18 protein-coding genes are annotated in these 17283 nt (G+C 57.2%); 11 read left to right on the forward strand and 7 right to left on the reverse strand.

Annotated elements, in window-relative coordinates:
- Nucleotides 1-205: 205 nt before the first annotated feature.
- Nucleotides 206-970 carry an SDR family oxidoreductase gene (locus KP808_RS02990; protein ID WP_005742971.1) on the forward strand — a complete coding sequence of 255 codons (765 nt, stop codon included), beginning with the start codon at nt 206-208 and terminating at the stop codon, nt 968-970.
- A gap of 42 nt (nt 971-1012) precedes the next feature.
- On the opposite strand, the gene KP808_RS02995 is transcribed toward KP808_RS02990, so the two are convergent.
- From KP808_RS02995 to yghU, 7 genes are all read right to left on the reverse strand, one after another.
- A complete protein-coding gene (locus KP808_RS02995; RefSeq protein WP_230017419.1) occupies nt 1013-2227 on the reverse strand; it encodes an AGE family epimerase/isomerase in 1215 nt (404 codons plus the stop codon).
- A gap of 72 nt (nt 2228-2299) precedes the next feature.
- On the reverse strand, nt 2300-4192 hold the full coding sequence (dxs, locus tag KP808_RS03000) for a 1-deoxy-D-xylulose-5-phosphate synthase (protein ID WP_058401229.1): 1893 nt from the start codon (nt 4190-4192) through the stop codon (nt 2300-2302).
- Between the two features lie 160 nt (nt 4193-4352).
- Entirely contained in the window at nt 4353-5240 is an 888-nt protein-coding gene (locus KP808_RS03005) for a polyprenyl synthetase family protein (RefSeq protein WP_230017420.1), read from the reverse strand.
- Nucleotides 5237-5482 (reverse strand): exodeoxyribonuclease VII small subunit, encoded by a 246-nt coding sequence (locus KP808_RS03010; RefSeq protein ID WP_002551852.1) that lies wholly within the window; start codon nt 5480-5482, stop codon nt 5237-5239. The genes KP808_RS03005 and KP808_RS03010 overlap by 4 nt, the downstream gene beginning before the upstream one ends.
- A gap of 102 nt (nt 5483-5584) precedes the next feature.
- Nucleotides 5585-6751, reverse strand: a complete 1167-nt coding sequence (gene metC, locus KP808_RS03015) for a cystathionine beta-lyase (RefSeq protein ID WP_230017421.1) — start codon at nt 6749-6751, stop codon at nt 5585-5587.
- 85 nt (nt 6752-6836) lie between these two features.
- Nucleotides 6837-7853, reverse strand: a complete 1017-nt coding sequence (locus KP808_RS03020) for a PDDEXK nuclease domain-containing protein (protein ID WP_219170869.1) — start codon at nt 7851-7853, stop codon at nt 6837-6839.
- 200 nt (nt 7854-8053) lie between these two features.
- Nucleotides 8054-8896: a glutathione-dependent disulfide-bond oxidoreductase gene (yghU, locus tag KP808_RS03025; protein WP_010211665.1), complete on the reverse strand. Its 843-nt coding sequence runs from the start codon at nt 8894-8896 to the stop codon at nt 8054-8056.
- A gap of 312 nt (nt 8897-9208) precedes the next feature.
- Here yghU and KP808_RS03030 point away from each other — a divergent pair, with 312 nt between their 5' ends.
- Genes KP808_RS03030 through KP808_RS03075 form a run of 10 tightly spaced genes read left to right on the forward strand, consistent with a single transcriptional unit; the run spans nt 9209 to nt 17283 of the window.
- Nucleotides 9209-9985 (forward strand): ABC transporter permease, encoded by a 777-nt coding sequence (locus KP808_RS03030; RefSeq protein WP_230017422.1) that lies wholly within the window; start codon nt 9209-9211, stop codon nt 9983-9985.
- Nucleotides 9982-10686 carry an ABC transporter ATP-binding protein gene (locus KP808_RS03035; RefSeq protein ID WP_058407853.1) on the forward strand — a complete coding sequence of 235 codons (705 nt, stop codon included), beginning with the start codon at nt 9982-9984 and terminating at the stop codon, nt 10684-10686. The genes KP808_RS03030 and KP808_RS03035 overlap by 4 nt, the downstream gene beginning before the upstream one ends.
- A 58-nt stretch (nt 10687-10744) precedes the next feature.
- Complete coding sequence (locus KP808_RS03040) at nt 10745-11506, forward strand: glycosyltransferase family 2 protein (RefSeq protein WP_058401234.1); 762 nt, start codon at nt 10745-10747, stop codon at nt 11504-11506.
- A gap of 1 nt (nt 11507) precedes the next feature.
- The gene (locus KP808_RS03045; RefSeq protein ID WP_058407852.1) at nt 11508-12122 is read left to right on the forward strand and encodes a PI-PLC domain-containing protein; all 615 of its coding nucleotides are present in this window, start codon (nt 11508-11510) and stop codon (nt 12120-12122) included.
- A 7-nt stretch (nt 12123-12129) separates the two neighbouring features.
- Nucleotides 12130-12768, forward strand: coding sequence for an HAD family hydrolase (locus KP808_RS03050; protein ID WP_122280700.1), 639 nt, complete (start codon nt 12130-12132; stop codon nt 12766-12768).
- Nucleotides 12765-13496: a glycosyltransferase family 2 protein gene (locus KP808_RS03055; RefSeq protein ID WP_230017423.1), complete on the forward strand. Its 732-nt coding sequence runs from the start codon at nt 12765-12767 to the stop codon at nt 13494-13496. The genes KP808_RS03050 and KP808_RS03055 overlap by 4 nt, the downstream gene beginning before the upstream one ends.
- The gene (locus tag KP808_RS03060) at nt 13493-13813 is read left to right on the forward strand and encodes a hypothetical protein (protein WP_058401238.1); all 321 of its coding nucleotides are present in this window, start codon (nt 13493-13495) and stop codon (nt 13811-13813) included. The genes KP808_RS03055 and KP808_RS03060 overlap by 4 nt, the downstream gene beginning before the upstream one ends.
- A 3-nt stretch (nt 13814-13816) precedes the next feature.
- Nucleotides 13817-15592 (forward strand): hypothetical protein, encoded by a 1776-nt coding sequence (locus KP808_RS03065; protein WP_057402873.1) that lies wholly within the window; start codon nt 13817-13819, stop codon nt 15590-15592.
- Complete coding sequence (locus tag KP808_RS03070) at nt 15589-16194, forward strand: hypothetical protein (RefSeq protein ID WP_058401239.1); 606 nt, start codon at nt 15589-15591, stop codon at nt 16192-16194. The genes KP808_RS03065 and KP808_RS03070 overlap by 4 nt, the downstream gene beginning before the upstream one ends.
- 45 nt (nt 16195-16239) lie before the next feature.
- Nucleotides 16240-17283: a WavE lipopolysaccharide synthesis family protein gene (locus tag KP808_RS03075; RefSeq protein ID WP_058401240.1), complete on the forward strand. Its 1044-nt coding sequence runs from the start codon at nt 16240-16242 to the stop codon at nt 17281-17283.

Below are 17283 nucleotides of genomic sequence, written 5' to 3' on the forward strand. Positions count from 1 at the left end.
GCCCCCAGAGATTGTGTGTCTGACTGTGGATAAGGTGGGCAAAACTGCCTGAAAGGCCCGTGGCGTATGGCTCGGCTTGAGTTGGTTGTTTTTTGTACAAATACACTGGGTTGTTGCATCGACGTGCCGCTGACGGGCATTCTGCTGCCCTCGTCAGAACTTATTAACAGGTGCGCTGTTTTTCGCGCCAGGTCAGGAGAACGAAATGACTTCCACTGTATTCATCACGGGCGCTACTTCCGGTTTCGGTGAGGCCTGTGCCCGCCGTTTTGCCGAAGCAGGCTGGTCGCTGGTATTGACTGGCCGTCGCGAGGACCGTCTTGCCGCGTTGAGCGCCGAGCTGTCGAAGCAGACCAAGGTGCATACGCTGGTACTGGATGTGCGTGACCGCAAGGCAATGGAGAGTGCCATCGCAGATTTACCTGAAGAGTTCGGCAGCATTCGCGGGTTGATCAACAACGCCGGTCTGGCGCTGGGGATCGACCCTGCGCCCAAGTGCGATCTGGATGACTGGGACACCATGATCGACACCAACGTCAAAGGTCTGGTTTACACCACACGCCTGTTGCTTCCACGCCTGATTGCGCATGGTCGCGGCGCAAGTATCGTCAACCTGGGCTCGGTAGCCGGCAACTATCCTTATCCGGGTGGTAACGTCTACGGTGGCACCAAGGCGTTTGTCGGGCAGTTCTCGCTGAACCTGCGCAACGATCTGATCGGCACGGGCGTGCGAGTCACCAACCTTGAGCCCGGGCTGTGCGAGAGCGAGTTTTCGCTGGTACGTTTCGGCGGTGATCAGGCCAAGTACGATGCGACCTACGCAGGTGCCGAGCCGATTCAGCCTCAGGACATCGCCGACACCATCTTCTGGATCATGAACACGCCAGCGCACGTCAACATCAACAGCCTGGAACTGATGCCCGTCAGCCAGACCTGGGCCGGTTTTGCGATTGATCGTAACCGCGGTTGATTGCTTGCTGATCGGGCCGCACAGGTGGTGCGGTTCGGTCGATCAGTCTTCTACAGGCGTCGGCGGCGGGAAAGCGTTCACGAAGCGGTTCTCGACAAAGTCAGCCAGCCCGATGTAACAGGTTGCCAAGTGGTAAGGCGTGGTCGACGGCATGTCGCTGCGGCTGACTGCGCCATCGGGCTCTACACACTCGTTCCAGCCTTTGGCATGCAGGAAGCGCTGCGCAAAGGCTGACATTTGCGCAGTTAAACTCGCCTCGCACTCTGGCTGCATGGCCATGGCTCGCAGGTATTCCGCCTGAGCCCAGATTCGCTGGGTGGCATCGCGTATCGTGCCATCAAGTGTCAGCATTGCAGTCACTGCGCCGCTCTTTGGCTCGACGCCCTGTGCCTGAGCGTAGGCAAACGCGCGGGTCATGGACTCGTGCAGCTCGCGCCCGTGCAGCTCTGGCGACGATTGCAGCAGGAAGAACCATTCGAATTGATGACCTGGCTCGTACCAGTTATCCACAGCGCCCAAGGGTTTTTCCAGCATCACGCCGGTGGCGGTGTCGACAAAGCGGCGCTGCATGTGGATAACCAGGGCGTCCAGCGCTGACTGGGTTGCAGGGTCGGCGCGCACCGACAGCGTTGCCAGAAAGGCCTCTGCCAGATGCATCAAAGGGTTCTGGAGCGGGCCGCTGCCCAGCGTCGACCAGTCTTCAGCGAGTTGCGCTTCGTACAGCCCGTCATCGTCGGCAAAGCGCTCCGCTACAACACTGAGCGCCGCATTGAGCACGGACTCTGCCAGCGGGTCCTGCACCTGCGCCCAGTAATGTGCGCAGGCGAAAATAATGAAGGCGTGAGTGTAGAGGTCCTTGCGGCGATCCAGAGGTTTGCCCTGCGGATCGATGCTATAGAACCAGCCGCCATGCTCGGCATCGTGGAAGTGCTGTTGCAGGGAGCGAAACAGCTCACCGGCGCGGGCTCGGGCGTTTGGTACTTCGACGTTATCGATAAGGCTGGAAAACAGAAACAACTGACGTGCACAGGCCATGGCGCGATAGCGTTGCGGCGCTAGAGGCTGATCGTTGGCGTCGAGCGCTTCGTAAGGCAATGCCAATTGTGCGTTCCAGCCAGGGCCCTGCCAGAGCGGAACGACGACCTGCAGAAAATGCTGCTGCAAGGCAGCGAACACCGAGGTCAATTCAGGCGTGGAGGCGGAGCGGGTCACATGGGGCATCGGCTGGCATCGCGGCAGTGTCGAGGTGCGCAGCATGTTATCAGGATTGCTGCATGCGGGGTCGGGGCGATCGTTCCTCACGCTCGGCGCGTGAGGAACCTCTTTCAGTCAGCCAATCAACGCCAACCGCTCATTGATCGCCGCTTCGATCCCTTGGGCGTCCAGCCCGCACTCAGCCAGCATCTGCGCAGGCTTGGCATGCTCGACGTAGGTGTCCGGCAGGCCCAGGTGCAATACCGACTTGAGGATATTGGCGCGTGCCAGAAACTCACTGATCGCAGCACCGGCACCGCCCATCACTGCGTTCTCTTCCAGCGTAACCAGTAGTTCGTGACCGGCGGCCGCCTCTCGCACCAGAGCCTCGTCCAGCGGCTTGACGAAACGCATGTCGATCACCGTCGCATCCAGCTTTTCGGCCACCACCAGCGCATCGGCCAGTTGCACGCCAAACACCAGTATCGCAACGCCCTGGCCCTGACGACGCACAACGCCCTTGCCGATTTCGACGGGGTCAAGACCTGCCTCGATCAACGCGTTCGGACCGGTGCCGCGTGGGTAGCGCACTGCCGCAGGGCCTGTGTGCAGGTAACCGGTGCTGAGCAGCTTGCGCAGTTCGTTTTCGTCACTCGGCGTCATGACCACCATGCCGGGGATGCAGCGCAGGTAGGACAGGTCGAAGCTGCCTGCGTGAGTCGGGCCGTCTTCGCCCACAAGCCCGGCGCGGTCGATGGCGAACAGTACGTCGAGGTTCTGCACCGCGACGTCATGCACCAGTTGATCGTAGCCGCGCTGCAGGAAGGTCGAGTAGATAGCCACGACCGGCTTGCTGCCTTCACAGGCCATACCGGCCGCCAGCGTTACAGCGTGTTGTTCGGCGATGGCAACATCGAAGTAGCGTTCTGGAAAGCGCTCGCTGAATGCCACCAGGTCCGAGCCTTCCTTCATGGCTGGCGTGATGCCCACCAGCCGTGAGTCAGCCTCGGCCATGTCGCAGATCCACTGGCCGAACACTGCGGAATACTTCGGTGCACTGATTTTTTTCGGAGCGACAGGCGCATTCAGCGGCTCAAGCTTGGTAATGGCGTGATAACCGATCGGGTCGACTTCGGCTGGCGCAAAACCTTTGCCCTTCTTGGTCACCACGTGCAGAAACTGCGGGCCTTTCAGATCACGCATATTGCGCAGCGTGGCGATCAGAGTCGGCAGGTCGTGGCCATCGATAGGGCCGATGTAGTTCCAGCCCAGCTCTTCGAAAAGCGTGCCCGGAACCAGCATACCCTTGGCGTATTCTTCGGTGCGACGCGCGATTTCCCAGGCACCGGGCAGGCGCGAAAGCACCTTTTTGCTGCCTTCGCGCATGCTGCTGTACGTGCGGCTGGAAAGAATCTTGGCCAGGTAATTCGACAGACCGCCGACATTGCGCGAGATCGACATGTCGTTGTCGTTGAGAATCACCAGCATGTTGGCTGCCACTTCCGGCGCGTGATTCAACGCTTCGAAGGCCATGCCGGCAGTCAGCGCACCGTCGCCGATCACGGCAATCGATTTACGCTCGCTGCCTTGCAGGCGCGAGGCAATCGCCATACCGAGGGCGGCGCTGATAGAGGTGCTGGAGTGCCCGACGCCAAAGGTGTCGTACTCGCTCTCGCTGCGACGCGGAAAGGCCGCCACCCCATCCTTCTGGCGCAGGGTGGACATGCGCGCGCGACGGCCGGTGAGGATCTTGTGCGGATAGGCTTGATGACCCACGTCCCACACCAGACGGTCGTCCGGGGTGTCGAAAACGTAATGCAGCGCGATGGTCAGCTCGATGACCCCAAGACCGGCACCAAAATGCCCTCCGGTCTGGCCAACGGAATACAGCAATTCCAGGCGCAGTTCATCGGCCAGGGTTTCCAGCTCGGCTTCGCCCAGACGGCGCAGGCCGTGCGGGGTGTCGGCTCGGTCGAGCAACGGCGTGACCGGGCGCTCGCGGGGGATCTCTTTGAACGTCGTGGGCATCAGGCGAATCGTTATAAGTAAAAGAGGCGGCAGTTTACCTTATGCATCGCAAGCTGCCCATGAAGTGCGTCGGCGGATGGTCCGCCGACTCACACGCTTAATGACTGAGACCTGACGAACCGTGGTTGATTCAGCAGATTTCCGGCTTCGGTGACGGTGATCAGTGGCGGCGTTCGACGATATAGCGTGCCAGCTCGCGCAACGGCTCTGCGGCGGCATCGAACGGGCTCAGCGCCGCTAGCGCCTGATCACGCAGTTCCAGTGCATAGTGCTTGGCCGCTTCCAGGCCCAGCAACGCAGGGTAGGTCGGCTTGTCGCGGGCGATGTCGGCACCCTGACGCTTGCCAAGGGTCGCAGTATCGCTTTCGACATCGAGAATGTCGTCCTGAACCTGAAAGGCCAGACCGACCGCGCGCGCATAGACCTGCAAGGCGTCAAGACGGGGCTGATCGGCTTGACCGCTGGCCAGTGCGCCAAGCCGGACGCTGGCTTCGATCAACGCACCGGTCTTGTGCCGATGCATGTATTCCAGCGCGGCCTGATCAAGCTTCAGCCCCACAGAGCCCAGATCGATCGCCTGCCCGCCCACCATACCTGCCGGGCCGGCAGCGGCTGCGAGGGTGTTGACCATCTGCAGACGCGTTTCAGCATCGCGTGAGGTCAGGTGCGGCGCGAGCAGCGCAGTGAACGCCAGGCTTTGCAGGCCGTCACCTGCCAGGATCGCGCAGGCTTCATCGAAGGCCTTGTGCGTGGTCGGCTGGCCGCGACGCAGGTCGTCATCGTCCATCGCCGGTAAATCGTCGTGCACCAGCGAGTAAGCATGAATCAGTTCAACCGCACAGGCGGCACCGTTGGCATCTTCGGCTACGCCACCCAGCGCTTCGCAGGCCGCGTAGGCCAGCAGCGGGCGCACGCGCTTGCCGCCGTTCATCACGCTGTAGCGCATGGCTTCGTAAAGGCGGTTCAGCTCAGGGCTCGGTGCCTGAAACAGTTTTTCGAGTGCTGCGTTGACGCGAGTCTGGCTTTGCGCTTGATAGCTCGCGATCATTCGGGAAGTTCCGCATCGTCGAACGGCTCTTCGCTCAGTTCACCATCGCGCTCCAGCAGTACCTGAACCTTCTGTTCGGCCTGGGTGAGGGCGCTCTGGCAGTCGCGGGTCAGGCGTACGCCTTGCTCGAAGGCGGTCAATGAGTCTTCCAGCGACAACTCGCCATTCTCCAGCCGCTCTACCAGCGCTTGCAGGTCAGCGAGTGACTGTTCGAAATCCAGTGCAGCTTTCTTGCGGGCCATGGGGGCATTTCCGGTAGAGGTTAAACCGCGCGACACTAGCAGAGCGAGGGCTTCTGGGCAAATAACGGCGACGGAGCAATGCCAGGGCAGTAGTTGTCAGGATTAACCCGCAGCGAACCCGTTCTGCAGGTCTGCGATCAGGTCTTCCGGGCTTTCCAGGCCGACCTGTAGCCGCAGCATCGGGCCGATGCCGCGGTCAGGGCCATATTGCTCGACTTCAGTGATCAGGCTTTCAAAACCGCCCCAGGAGTAACCAATCCCGAACAGTTTCAACGCGCCGGTAAATCGGTCCAGCACCTGCCGGTCAACGGCATGGAATTCGAAACTGAGCAAGCCATTGCAGCCATGGAAATCTCGCTTCCAGATGGTATAGCCCGGATCGTCCGGCAATGCGGGATACAGCACGCGGGCAACCTGAGGCTGCTCCTGCAGCCATTGCGCGATCTGCATCGCATGGCGTTCGTGCATGGCCATGCGCGCCGCCAGACTTCGGGCACCGCGCAGCACCAGATACGCGTCGTCGGGGCTGACGGTATTGCCCACGGCGGTATTCATGGTCTTGAGGGTTTTCCAGTGCGCTTCGGTGGTGCTGACGCTGCCCATCATGACGTCGGAATGCCCGGCCACGTACTTGGTCAGGGCCATCAGGGAAATGTCTGCGCCCAGTTCCAGCGGCTTGTACAGAATCCCCGAGCCCCACGAGTTATCCACAGCCAGCAGTAGATTCCTTGCCTTGCACACCTGTGACAGGGCAGGCAGGTCGCACATGTCGAACGTCAGCGAACCGGGCACTTCAGCGTAGATCATCCGTGTGTTGGTCTTGATCAGCGATTCCGCATTGCTGCCGTCGGCCGAGTAGAAATCGAACTGGATGTCGAAGGCCGTCAGCATCGTTTTCGCCAGACGCCGAACGGGGCCGTACACCGATTCGGTAATCAGCACGTGGTCGCCTGGGCGCAGAAACGATTGAAACATCTGCGCCACTGCTGCCAGTCCGGTTGGGTACAGGCAAGTACCGTGCGCGCCCTCAAGCCCGGAAATCAGATCCTGCAAGGCAAACGCCGTCGGGTTGCCGTTGGCTCCGTAGGTCAGCGAGCGCTCTGGCCCTGTGGTGCGAATTTCCGCCTCGCGCAAACTCTCCAGACTGTCGAACAGCACCGTGCTCAGACGCACGACCGGCGGGTTGACCGCAAGCCCAGGCCCGCTGCTGGCGCTGCGGCCGCGTTGCGACAGGGCGGTGTGGGCGCGAGGGTCCTTATGGTGCGGCATTGGAGGCTCCAGTCAGGGAAAGGGCAAGCAGGCAGACTGCCGCTCAGGCACGCACAAGCGTAATGCATCGTGCGTCTGGCAGGTATCACTGATCGTTCAGCGCAGCGCTCGCGTAGAACTCATGCAGCTTTGCCTGCAATAGCTGCCTGTCCGGCAAGCGGGTCTGATACTCGGCAATCAGCGCGGGTGAAAGCGAGCGGTTCAGGGCGTACTCGACCACTTCATCGTTTTTGCTGGCGCAGAGTAAAACGCCGATGGCCGGGTTTTCATGGGGTTTGCGTACCTTCCGGTCCAGCGCCTCAAGATAAAAGTCCAGCTTGCCCAAGTACTCTGGCTCAAAGCGGCCGACCTTGAGTTCGATGGCAACAAGGCAGTTGAGGCCGCGATGGAAAAACAGCAGATCCAGTGCAAAATCCTGACCGCCGACCTGCAACGTGTACTCGGAGCCGACAAAACAGAAGTCGCGGCCCAACTCGATCAGAAAATCCCTCAGGCGTTGCAGCAAACCGCGATGCAGGTCGGCTTCGGCGTGTCCCGATGGTAGCTCGAGGAACTCCACCATGTAGGCATCACGGAACACATCCAGTGCTGCCGGTCGGGTTTCCTTGAGCATTGCCGAGGCTTTGGCTGGCTGGGTGATACTGCGCTCGAACAAGGCGGTCTTGAACTGGCGCTCCAGCTCGCGTTTTGACCATCTCTCCTGAGTTGCCATTTTCAGATAAAACTCGCGTTCTTCAGGGCGCTTGCTCTGGCTGAAAATGATCAGGTTATGGGACCAGGATAATTGTCGCGCCAGTGGTGCGACTTTCTCTTCTGCGCGGTAAATCTCATAGAACTGACGCATGCGAAACAGGTTGCTGCGCGTAAACCCGCGCAGTCCTGGCTGGGTTACAGCCAGATGCTCGGCAAGCTGGCTGACCACCGCGTCACCCCATTCGGCGTTTTCAATCTTGCGGCTGATGTAGGCGCCTACCTGCCAGTAAAGCTCGATCAGGCGAGTGTTGACCGCCTGTGCAGCTTGCTGTCGAGCGCTCTGAATCATTGCGAGCACTTCATCAAAGCGATCATTTACAGGCGTATGCGGTGCATTGGGAGTACTCATGCTGCAAGTACTCCACTGCGTGGGAAACCGGTGTCGAGTTGCAAGCGAAAATCTGGATGGGCAGTTGTCCGGCTCATAGGGCGCGTCCTTGGGCAGTGGCTAAGGACGCTACTTTACGTTCAGATCACGACTGTCCGACCCAGAATCTCTTTTGAGTTTGTAGCACCAGGTTTCTGTTTGCGCAGGCCTTGACTTGCGCCTTATTTATCCAGGTCGGACGCCTGATGCCGCTCCGGCACCTGGTCCGCCTCTTCGCCCCAGGTGCGGTTGACCTTCTGGCCTTTGATGACGGCAGGGCGCGCGGCGATTTCTTCCGTCCAGCGAATCAGGTTCGGGTATTCGTGCACCGACAGGAACTCGGCGGCCGAATAAACCTTGTTCCTTACCAGCGCGCCATACCATGGCCAGACCGCGATATCGGCAATCGTGTAGGTGTCGCCAGCCAGGTAGCGGTGCTCGCCCAGTCGACGGTTCAGCACATCGAGTTGGCGCTTGGCCTCCATCGCGAAGCGATTGATGGGGTATTCGAGTTTCTCCGGCGCGTAGGCGTAGAAGTGCCCGAACCCGCCACCCAGGTAGGGCGCCGCGCCCATCTGCCAGAACAGCCAGTTCAGCGTTTCGGTACGGCCTGCCGGGTCGGCGGGCAGGAAACTGGAAAACTTCTCAGCCAGGTACAGCAGAATCGAACCGGACTCGAATACCCGGACAGGTGTTTCATGGCTTCGGTCCAGCAACGCAGGGATCTTGGAGTTGGGATTGATCTCGACAAAGCCGCTGGAGAACTGATCGCCCTCGGAAATGCGGATCAGCCAGGCATCGTATTCCGCGCCGCTATGCCCCAGCGCCAGCAGCTCTTCGAGCATGATCGTGACCTTCACCCCGTTGGGTGTGGCCAGAGAATAAAGCTGCAGTGGGTGCTTGCCGACGGGCAGTACCTTGTCATGCGTGGGACCGGCTACGGGCCGGTTGATGCTGGCGAACGTACCGCCTGCTTTTGTTTCCTGCTGCCATACCTTCGGCGGAGTGTAAGGGGTTTGGGTCATGAGTAGCCTCGCTTGTTCAAGGGTGATCGCTGGACCGGTCGTATTGCGAATGACCATTGACGTTATAGATCAACGTGCGCGGATGGAAGTGCCTTGCGATTCTGATCGAGCGTGGCGAGGCCTCGAAAGGGCCATTTAGCTGCCGCCGGTAGTTTGTGGAATATTCCTACAGTAACTAAGGCGTCGCCCTATAGCTGTAACTCTATGAAAGAAGAGAACATATGCCCGCAGCATGAGGCCATAAGGTTATCCATTTATGATCTTGATTGTCAAAATCGTTCTCTGATCTACCTGTCAATAGCTGGATACCGTATGTCGTCATCTCGCAGCACAAGCTTTATAAAATGGCGTGACCTGATCATCAATCTTGTGTCCAAGGAAATTAAAATCCGTTACATGGGGGCGACGTTGGGCTTCGTTTGGTCATTGGGAAATCCGCTGGTTGTTACACTTACGTATTACACGGTCTTCACCTATATCCTGCCCAGCAATCAGGACCGCTTTGCGCTTCATCTGGTAACGGGTGTCGTCCACTGGATGCTTCTGGCACAAATAGTTTCACAGAGCGGGGAATGGCTCATCAATAATGGCAACCTCATTCGGAAGTTACGCTTCCCGCGTATATTGCTACCCGTCTCCGGAGCATTGTCGATTGCTGTGTTCTGGGCGGGCTGCATGCTCGTGTATGTATTGTTATTCCCCATGCTGGGTGGTGTGTTTTCACACGCGCTGTTTTTTTATCCCATTGTACTGATTGCGTTCATGGCGCTCATCATGGGGTTCGGTCTGGCGCTTAGCATCATTCAGGTAACGGTGAGGGATGCAAAACACTTCATCGACGTATTTCTGCCCTTGCTGTTCTGGTTGACGCCAATTGTGTGGGTCACCTCCGCGCTGCCCGAAGGTATCGCCAGCATAGCGGCCTACAATCCGGTAGCCCTTTATTTCGATAGTTTCAGCAGCATTTTGCATACCGGGGTCGTTCCAGACACCCGCGATCTGCTGCTTTGCGTGTTAATGGGGGCCGCGTCGTTGCTTGCCGGCCTGCTCATATTCAGGAAGGTCGACGACGTGGTGGAGTATTTATGAGCCGTGTCGTCATAAAGGCAGAAAACCTCACCAAACAGTTCACCCTTCGCCACAACAGGGGCGGTTTGAAGAGCAAGTTTCTAGGTCTGTTCGATGTTCGACACCGTGAGCATGCCGAAACGTTCATGGCAGTCAGCGACGTGTCGTTCACCTTGCATAAGGGGGAATCGCTTGCACTTGTGGGGCATAACGGTTCAGGTAAAAGCACGCTGTTGCAGCTGGTTTCACGCATTCTTGTTCCCACCAGCGGACGTTTGACTACGGTGGGCCGTGTAGCCCCTTTAATAGAAATCGGTGTGGGCTTTCACCCTGATCTGACAGGGGAAGAGAATATCTATCTCAATGCCAGCCTGTTCGGGTTAAGTAACAGGGAAGTACGTTCGCGTTTCAACGAGATCGTGGATTTTTCCGGGCTTGGAAACTTTATTGATACGCCGGTCAAGAACTATTCGTCGGGTATGTACATGAGGCTGGGTTTTTCGGTAGCGGTTCATGTTGAGCCACAGGTCCTGCTGGCTGACGAAGTGCTTGCTGTGGGGGACGAAGAGTTCAAACGCAAATGCCACGAGCGAATTCGCACTTTGCAGGATGACGGCATGGCCCTGATTCTTGTGACTCACGCGGTAGAAGAGGGGAAAGCGTTTTGTCAGCGTTATTTGACGCTTGAGCGTGGCCGGATAATCGAACACGGTTGTTATTGATTCATTGCAGTCAGCGCCACTTCGTCAACTTCAAATTACCCATTCAAAAGGGATTTTCATGCTGCAAATTATCGTTCCGATGGCGGGTGCCGGGAGTCGCTTTGCGGTCGCGGGCTACACCGATCCCAAGCCGTTGATCCCTGTGCACGGTGTACCGATGATCAAGGTCGTGATTGACAATCTGACGCCGGATTGTCCGCACCGATTCATCTTCATCTGTCAGGCGGATCAGGTCGCAACCTATTCGCTTAGGGAAAAGCTGAATGCCTGGGCACCTGGATGCGACATCGTCGAGCTTGGTGGGCTGACGGGGGGCGCCGCGTGCTCCGTTTATGCCGCCAGGCACCTGCTCGACTATAGCCAGCAAGTGATGATTGCCAACAGCGACCAGTATGTCGATGTGGACATAAACGCTTATCTGCAGGCAATGAACGAGGGTGACGCAGCGGGCTTGATCATGACGATGAAAGCCAGCGATCCGAAGTGGTCGTTTGTGGGCTTCAGTGCAGAAGGCCTCATCACCCGCGTAGTGGAAAAAGAGGTCATCTCTGACGAAGCCACTGTTGGCATCTACAACTTTCGCAATGCAGGTCAGTTGATATCGGCCATCGAGACGATGGTCATGAAAGATCTTCGCGTCAATGGCGAATTCTATGTTGCGCCAGCGTACAACGAGATCATCGGGCGCGGCGCCAAGGTGATTCATTACAGTATTGGCGCAGAGGGGCATGGCATGTACGGCCTGGGTATACCGGCAGACCTGAACCAATTCCTGTCGTTGCCGCTGAGCAGGCAGGCAGCCTCGGGAAGACAGGCCTGACATGCACATCATCAGCCATCGCGGCTACTGGCTGCAAAAGCCGCAGCGCAATTTGCCCGAAGCATTTCACCGATCATTCGACCTTGGTTTCGGCACAGAGACCGATGTCCGTGATGTAGCGGGTCAACTGGTTATTTCTCACGACATGCCCGTCGGCGGCGAGCTGACGCTTGATGGGCTGCTCGACATCATGGCGGGTCGTAACCTGCCACTGGCCATCAATATCAAGGCTGATGGCATGGCGCAGGCGCTCGCCAAAACCTTCGCTCGATACGGTCATACCAACTGGTTTGCCTTTGATATGGCGGTACCGGACATGCGCAGCTACTTTCACGCGAATGTCATTACTTACACCCGGCTCAGCGAAGTCGAACCGTCCCCAGCCTGGATCGAACAGGCATCAGGTGTCTGGCTTGACGGTTTTGAGGGGGAATGGTTTTCCAGTCAGGTTATTGGCGATCTTCTATCTCAGGGCAAGCAGGTGTGTGTGGTATCTCCCGAGTTGCACGGGCGTGAACATGGCGGCCTATGGCAGCAATTGCTTGAGCTCGAAGCTCACAACGGTTTAACGATTTGCACTGATATTCCCGCAGATGCAGCCACTTTCTTCAAGTGAGGCAATCATGATCAAGGCAGTGATATTCGATATGGATGGCGTCCTCATTGAAGCCAAGGAATGGCATTACGATGCACTGAACAAAGCCCTCGGCCTGTTCGGTTACAACATCAGTCGCCATGAACACCTCACCGCCTACGACGGTCTGCCCACCTCGCGCAAACTCGACATGCTGAGCGTCGAGCGCGATCTGCCGGTGGCGTTGCACGCATTCATCAACGAGATGAAGCAGCAGTACACCATGGAGATCGTGTACGCCCAGTGCAAGCCGACGTTTGTGCACCAGTACGCGTTGTCATCGTTGAAAACAATGGGCTACAAGCTGGCGGTTGCATCCAACTCCATTCGCAACACAGTGCAGGTCATGATGAACAGGGCAGATCTGGAGCAATACCTCGATTTGCAGCTCTCCAACGAGGATGTCAAACATGCCAAGCCCGCTCCCGATATCTACACCAAGGCCATCAGACAACTGGGCCTGAAGCCCGATGAATGCCTGATCGTCGAAGACAACGAAAATGGTATCAAAGCCGCCAGAGATTCCGGAGCCCATGTTCTGGTCGTGGCTGAAACCTGCGATGTAAACCTCAATAACATCCTTGGCAAGGTCGAAGAGATCAACGTCGACAAGGTGGCTAGCCTGTGAGCGCATTGAACATCATTCTCCTGTCGGCAAAGAAGGGAGAGACGCCGCCCAACGACGGCGAGTACCCCGAATATCTGTGCGAATACAATGGCAAGCCACTGATTCATACGCTGATCGACAACTGTGCCGCGCTTGAGCCGCGCAGGATCATCTGCACATTCTCGAACGACGATGTCACCCGGCTGCACCTTCGCAACATGGTCCAGCAAATGCACCCTGCGGCCAGTGTTCTGCCCGTTCATAAAGTCACCCGGGGTGCCGCCTGCACGGCGCTTCTGGCGAGCGGGCAAATCGACAACGATGATGAGTTGTTGATTCTCAGTGTCAGTGATTTTCTCGCTATAGAGCTGCTCGATGCCGTGCGTGCGTTTCGGGACAACGATGAAGATGCCGGCGTGGTTATCTTCAATTCACTGCACCCTCGCTATTCATTCGCACGTCTGGATAGCAACTGCCGGGTCATTGAGGCTGCCGAAAAAAATCCGATCAGTCGCCACGCCATTGCAGGTGTGTACTGGTTCAAATCCGGCTCGCTGTTCGTGGCGGCGGCGAAAGAGATGATTCGCAAGGATGCCAGGGTCAGTGACAACTTCTACATAGCACCCGCCCTCAATGAGCTGGTGCTGTTACAGAAAAGAATCGGTGCCTACCGGATCGAACCCAATCAGTACCGGCCGCTGAAAACCAATAGTCAGCTTCACGCTTTCGAAGCAGGAGAAATGCGATGAAAACGGCAAGACTGCAAGACATGGTCAAAGGCTGGTTTGTGGGCGGCTTCGAGCCTGCTGCTTTCAGTACCGAGTCCTGTGAGGTCGGGGTCAAGACTTACACTGCAGGCGAAAAGGAAGCAGCCCATTACCACAGGGTTGCCACCGAGATCACCGTGCTCATTTCCGGGTCCGTCAACATGCGCGATCAGGTCTGGCATGCAGGCGACATCATTGTTCTGGAGCCGGGGGACATTACGGCGTTCGAAGCGCTCACTGATGCAACCACCGTTGTCGTTAAGGTGCCCGGCGCGCTTGCCGACAAGTACGTCGTCTGAACCATGAAAACTACTCATCTCCAGCACCATCCAAGCCTTGGTTACCTGGCAGCGGGCAGCCTGCGTAACCTTCCGGTGGGCCTGCTGCTGCCCCATGAATGTTCAGGTTTTGTTTCGTTCCGCGCCCATCCGTTTCGCAAGCCGGAGCGGGTAATCAAAAACCTGCATGCCGCCCAGCGTCCGTTATCCATGTATGGCGCGGGTAGTTACTGCTTTTATGGTGTCCAGAGTGATTCACCGCTGGCGCCACTGCTGCTGTGGGACGGTGCCCACTTTCTGAATGTTGGCGAGAAGATTACAGTTATCGAAGACACTGAGTTTGAGTGCTATCTGGACCGTGAATATTTTGCCGGATCACTCAAGGTAATCGAACGCTCGGCCACCTCTGTCACCTACAAAAAGGTAGCAAGGCTGGCGGCGGAATCCGATGACGATCTTGATGGCTGGAGCTTTTGCCTTCCTGTAGGGCCAGGAGACGCCACGGTTCTGAATGCGGTAGTGAAGCGCATTCTGGAAATCGATGTTCCGCGCAAAGAGATACTTCTGTGCGGCACGCCGGGAAGCAACTTCGCCTATTTCGACAAGGTCCGCCTCGTGGGGCAGGACATTACCGCTCCGCCAGTGCAGATCTGCAAGAAGAAAAATCGTCTCGCTCTGGAGGCTGGATTCAGCAATCTCGTGATCCTGCATGACCGCGTATTTCTGCCCAGGAATTTTGGAGAAATCGTACGTCGCTTTGGTCCGCGCTACCCGTTGATGACACTGCAAAGCATGTTTTTCGACAATCGGCTCAGTATGCACCCTCGCCGCTATTCGGATTACGGCATGGCCATGGAGCAAGTTGCGCAGGGGCTGCTGGGGCTGCACCGTACCAGCGGTAATGCGCAGGCTATTGCCCCGTCAGTATTCTCGGAAGTTGACCGGACCGGGTTCTGTTTCGCCAGCCCGATGCGCCACAACAGCGACGCCAGTTACCCCACAGGCAGCCTCTATATTTGCCGTAAGGATGTGTGGAATGCCTGCCCTCTGGACGAGTCTCTGCACTGGGTGGAATACGAAGACATCGAGCATGCGCTACGAGCGTCCCGAGCGGGTATTCCGAACCGTATAAACCCTTTCGGTATCACTCAGTCAGTGACCTCCCGAGCACTGCTGGGAGGCAAGGCTTCGGTCGAATCCGTTGACGGATGTCTCGGAATATCCGGGCCTTGTTATGTGTCCCTGCTGAAAAAGAAACCTCTTTTGAACCTGTCTGCCGAGACCGCACTGGTCAGATTGCGGCAATTCGCTGACAAATACCTGGCCAATCCGTCGGCGGTCATTATTCCAACCGGTCTTGATTGCATCTCTGTCCGAGCCTGGATTGAACTGATCGATCACATCGCTCAACAGTCCTCGTTCAGAAATGATATCGACGCAGTCAAAGAGTTTCTTGCTGATTTCGAGCGGCTGATGCTGTTCGATCAGCTAACACAAACCCGACAGGCGTTTCTGGTCAATCGCTTCCTTGCAGACCCTGTGCTGGCCAAGCAGACGCTGATCACCCAGAGCTGTGAAGTGCGCAATATGTTGCGTCAACGCAGTACGCAGGCATGGTTTGTTCGTCAGCAGGATGATTACTTTCACCACCACCTCCTGTCGCTCCCGGGTATTTTGATTTCGGCGGTTCGTACTTACAGAAACAACGGGAAAATCTTCTATTTTGAAAGCGTGTGGGCTGCGGTGAAGGCTATCTACAACTCCACTCCCTTCAAGTCCTATGCCAGAGGTTCAAAATGAAGATATTCGTCGTGTCTCATTTGAGCCCCAGGCCGGCCAGTCATGAGCTGATCTGTCAGTTGTCCCACATCCAGCACGCGTATAGAAAGACTATCCCGGTGGTTGTCATCGATGACCGCTACAACCTGACCGAACTGCCCATCAGCGATCTACCGACGGACCACGTCCAGTTCAGTCTGGAAGACTTCCTTCACGAGAATGGCCTGAGCGGCATCGTGGCGAACAGCGTTGCGCTTCATATGGATAAAGTCGAGAGCGCATGGGTACTGATTGATTTTGGTCAGCATGACTCGGCTACCTGCATGGACTTCATCCAGAAAATGGCTCGCTACAACTATTTGAGCCCAAGGCTTCGAAACCGAAACATCGTGATCATGGTGCCTGCCATGCACCTGGGTATCTATTCGCGAACCCTCAATGCGTCGTTCAATAACCTGCCTTCAAGCACAACAGCCGCAGCTCATTCGGCTCAAATCGGGAGGTTATTCATGGTCACTCGTCTTGAGACGGTGCTGATCAGCCTGCCAATGCTGGCCGGAGTCCTGCGTCGAATGCATCGTCTCTTCCTGCGCGTTTTTCGGCGTGCTGCGAGATTCACCTGACTGATCTGTTTTTCTTGTCGTCATCTCCCATTAAAGGTTAAGAACATGCCTCATCTTGTGGCCGTTGATTCCAGAAAAATCAGCGTGGTTATCCAGGGGCCTCTTTATCGCAACCTGAGCCCCCAGCGGAATATCTTCGCCTGTATCGCATCGGTCAGGGCGCACCTGCCGCATGCCGAGGTTATCGTCTCTACCTGGCGTCATGAAGATACCTCTGCGGTTGAGGTGGATCAGCTCATCATGTCGGATGATCCGGGTGCCTTCGTCGACGATGCCGGTAATCAGATCAACATCAATCGCATGCTGCGATCGACGTTGTGCGGTATTCAAGCCGCCTCAAGACCGTATGTCATGAAGATGCGCGCCGACCACAACCTGACCAGCCCTGCACTGGCTGTCATAGGTCAGCCAGATGATGCCGAGTCTGGCGAAACACGGCTGTTCGAGACGCCCATTACCACCACGACGCTCTACATTCGTGACCCTGAACGGTTACCGATGTTGTTCCACATATCGGACCTTGTTCAGTTCGGCACGCGTGATGCGATGCTCGCCATGTGGGAGCAACCACTATTCGAAAGGGACGCGCTTTTCAATGACAAGCCGTCTCGCAACCCGTTTGGCAACTTCATTGGCTACACGTCCGCGCGCCTGGTGACCGAGCAGGCGCTGATGCTGGGTGTCATGCGCAGGAAGGGCATTGACGCCCGGCTTGGACGACCTTGCGAGGTAGGGCTGAGCAATCTGAAGTTATGGGACAACGTCTTGAGGCGCAACTTCAGAGTCCTGAATCACTCCGAGGCTGGCGTAGACTTCCCGGAACGCTTTCTAACCAGTCGCCGCGTATTGAGCACACTCTACAAGGCCTCCGCGATAGAGCAATTGCAGGGTCTTGATCCGAAGCGCTACAGGCTGAGAATAGCGCGCATATGGCTCAATCAGTACTTGCTGACCTGCCTGCGGCCCGGCTGGTGGGTGTCCTTTGCGACCATCGTGCTGTTCAGCAGCTCGCCGACCTTTGCCAAGCGCGTTCGCTCGTACTGGCGCACGCTCAGGAAGGTAGCGCATGCGGAGTCCTATCGGGTCTAG

It is taken from the genome of Pseudomonas savastanoi (genome assembly GCF_020917325.1).
Taxonomy (GTDB): Bacteria; Pseudomonadota; Gammaproteobacteria; order Pseudomonadales; family Pseudomonadaceae; genus Aquipseudomonas; species Aquipseudomonas amygdali.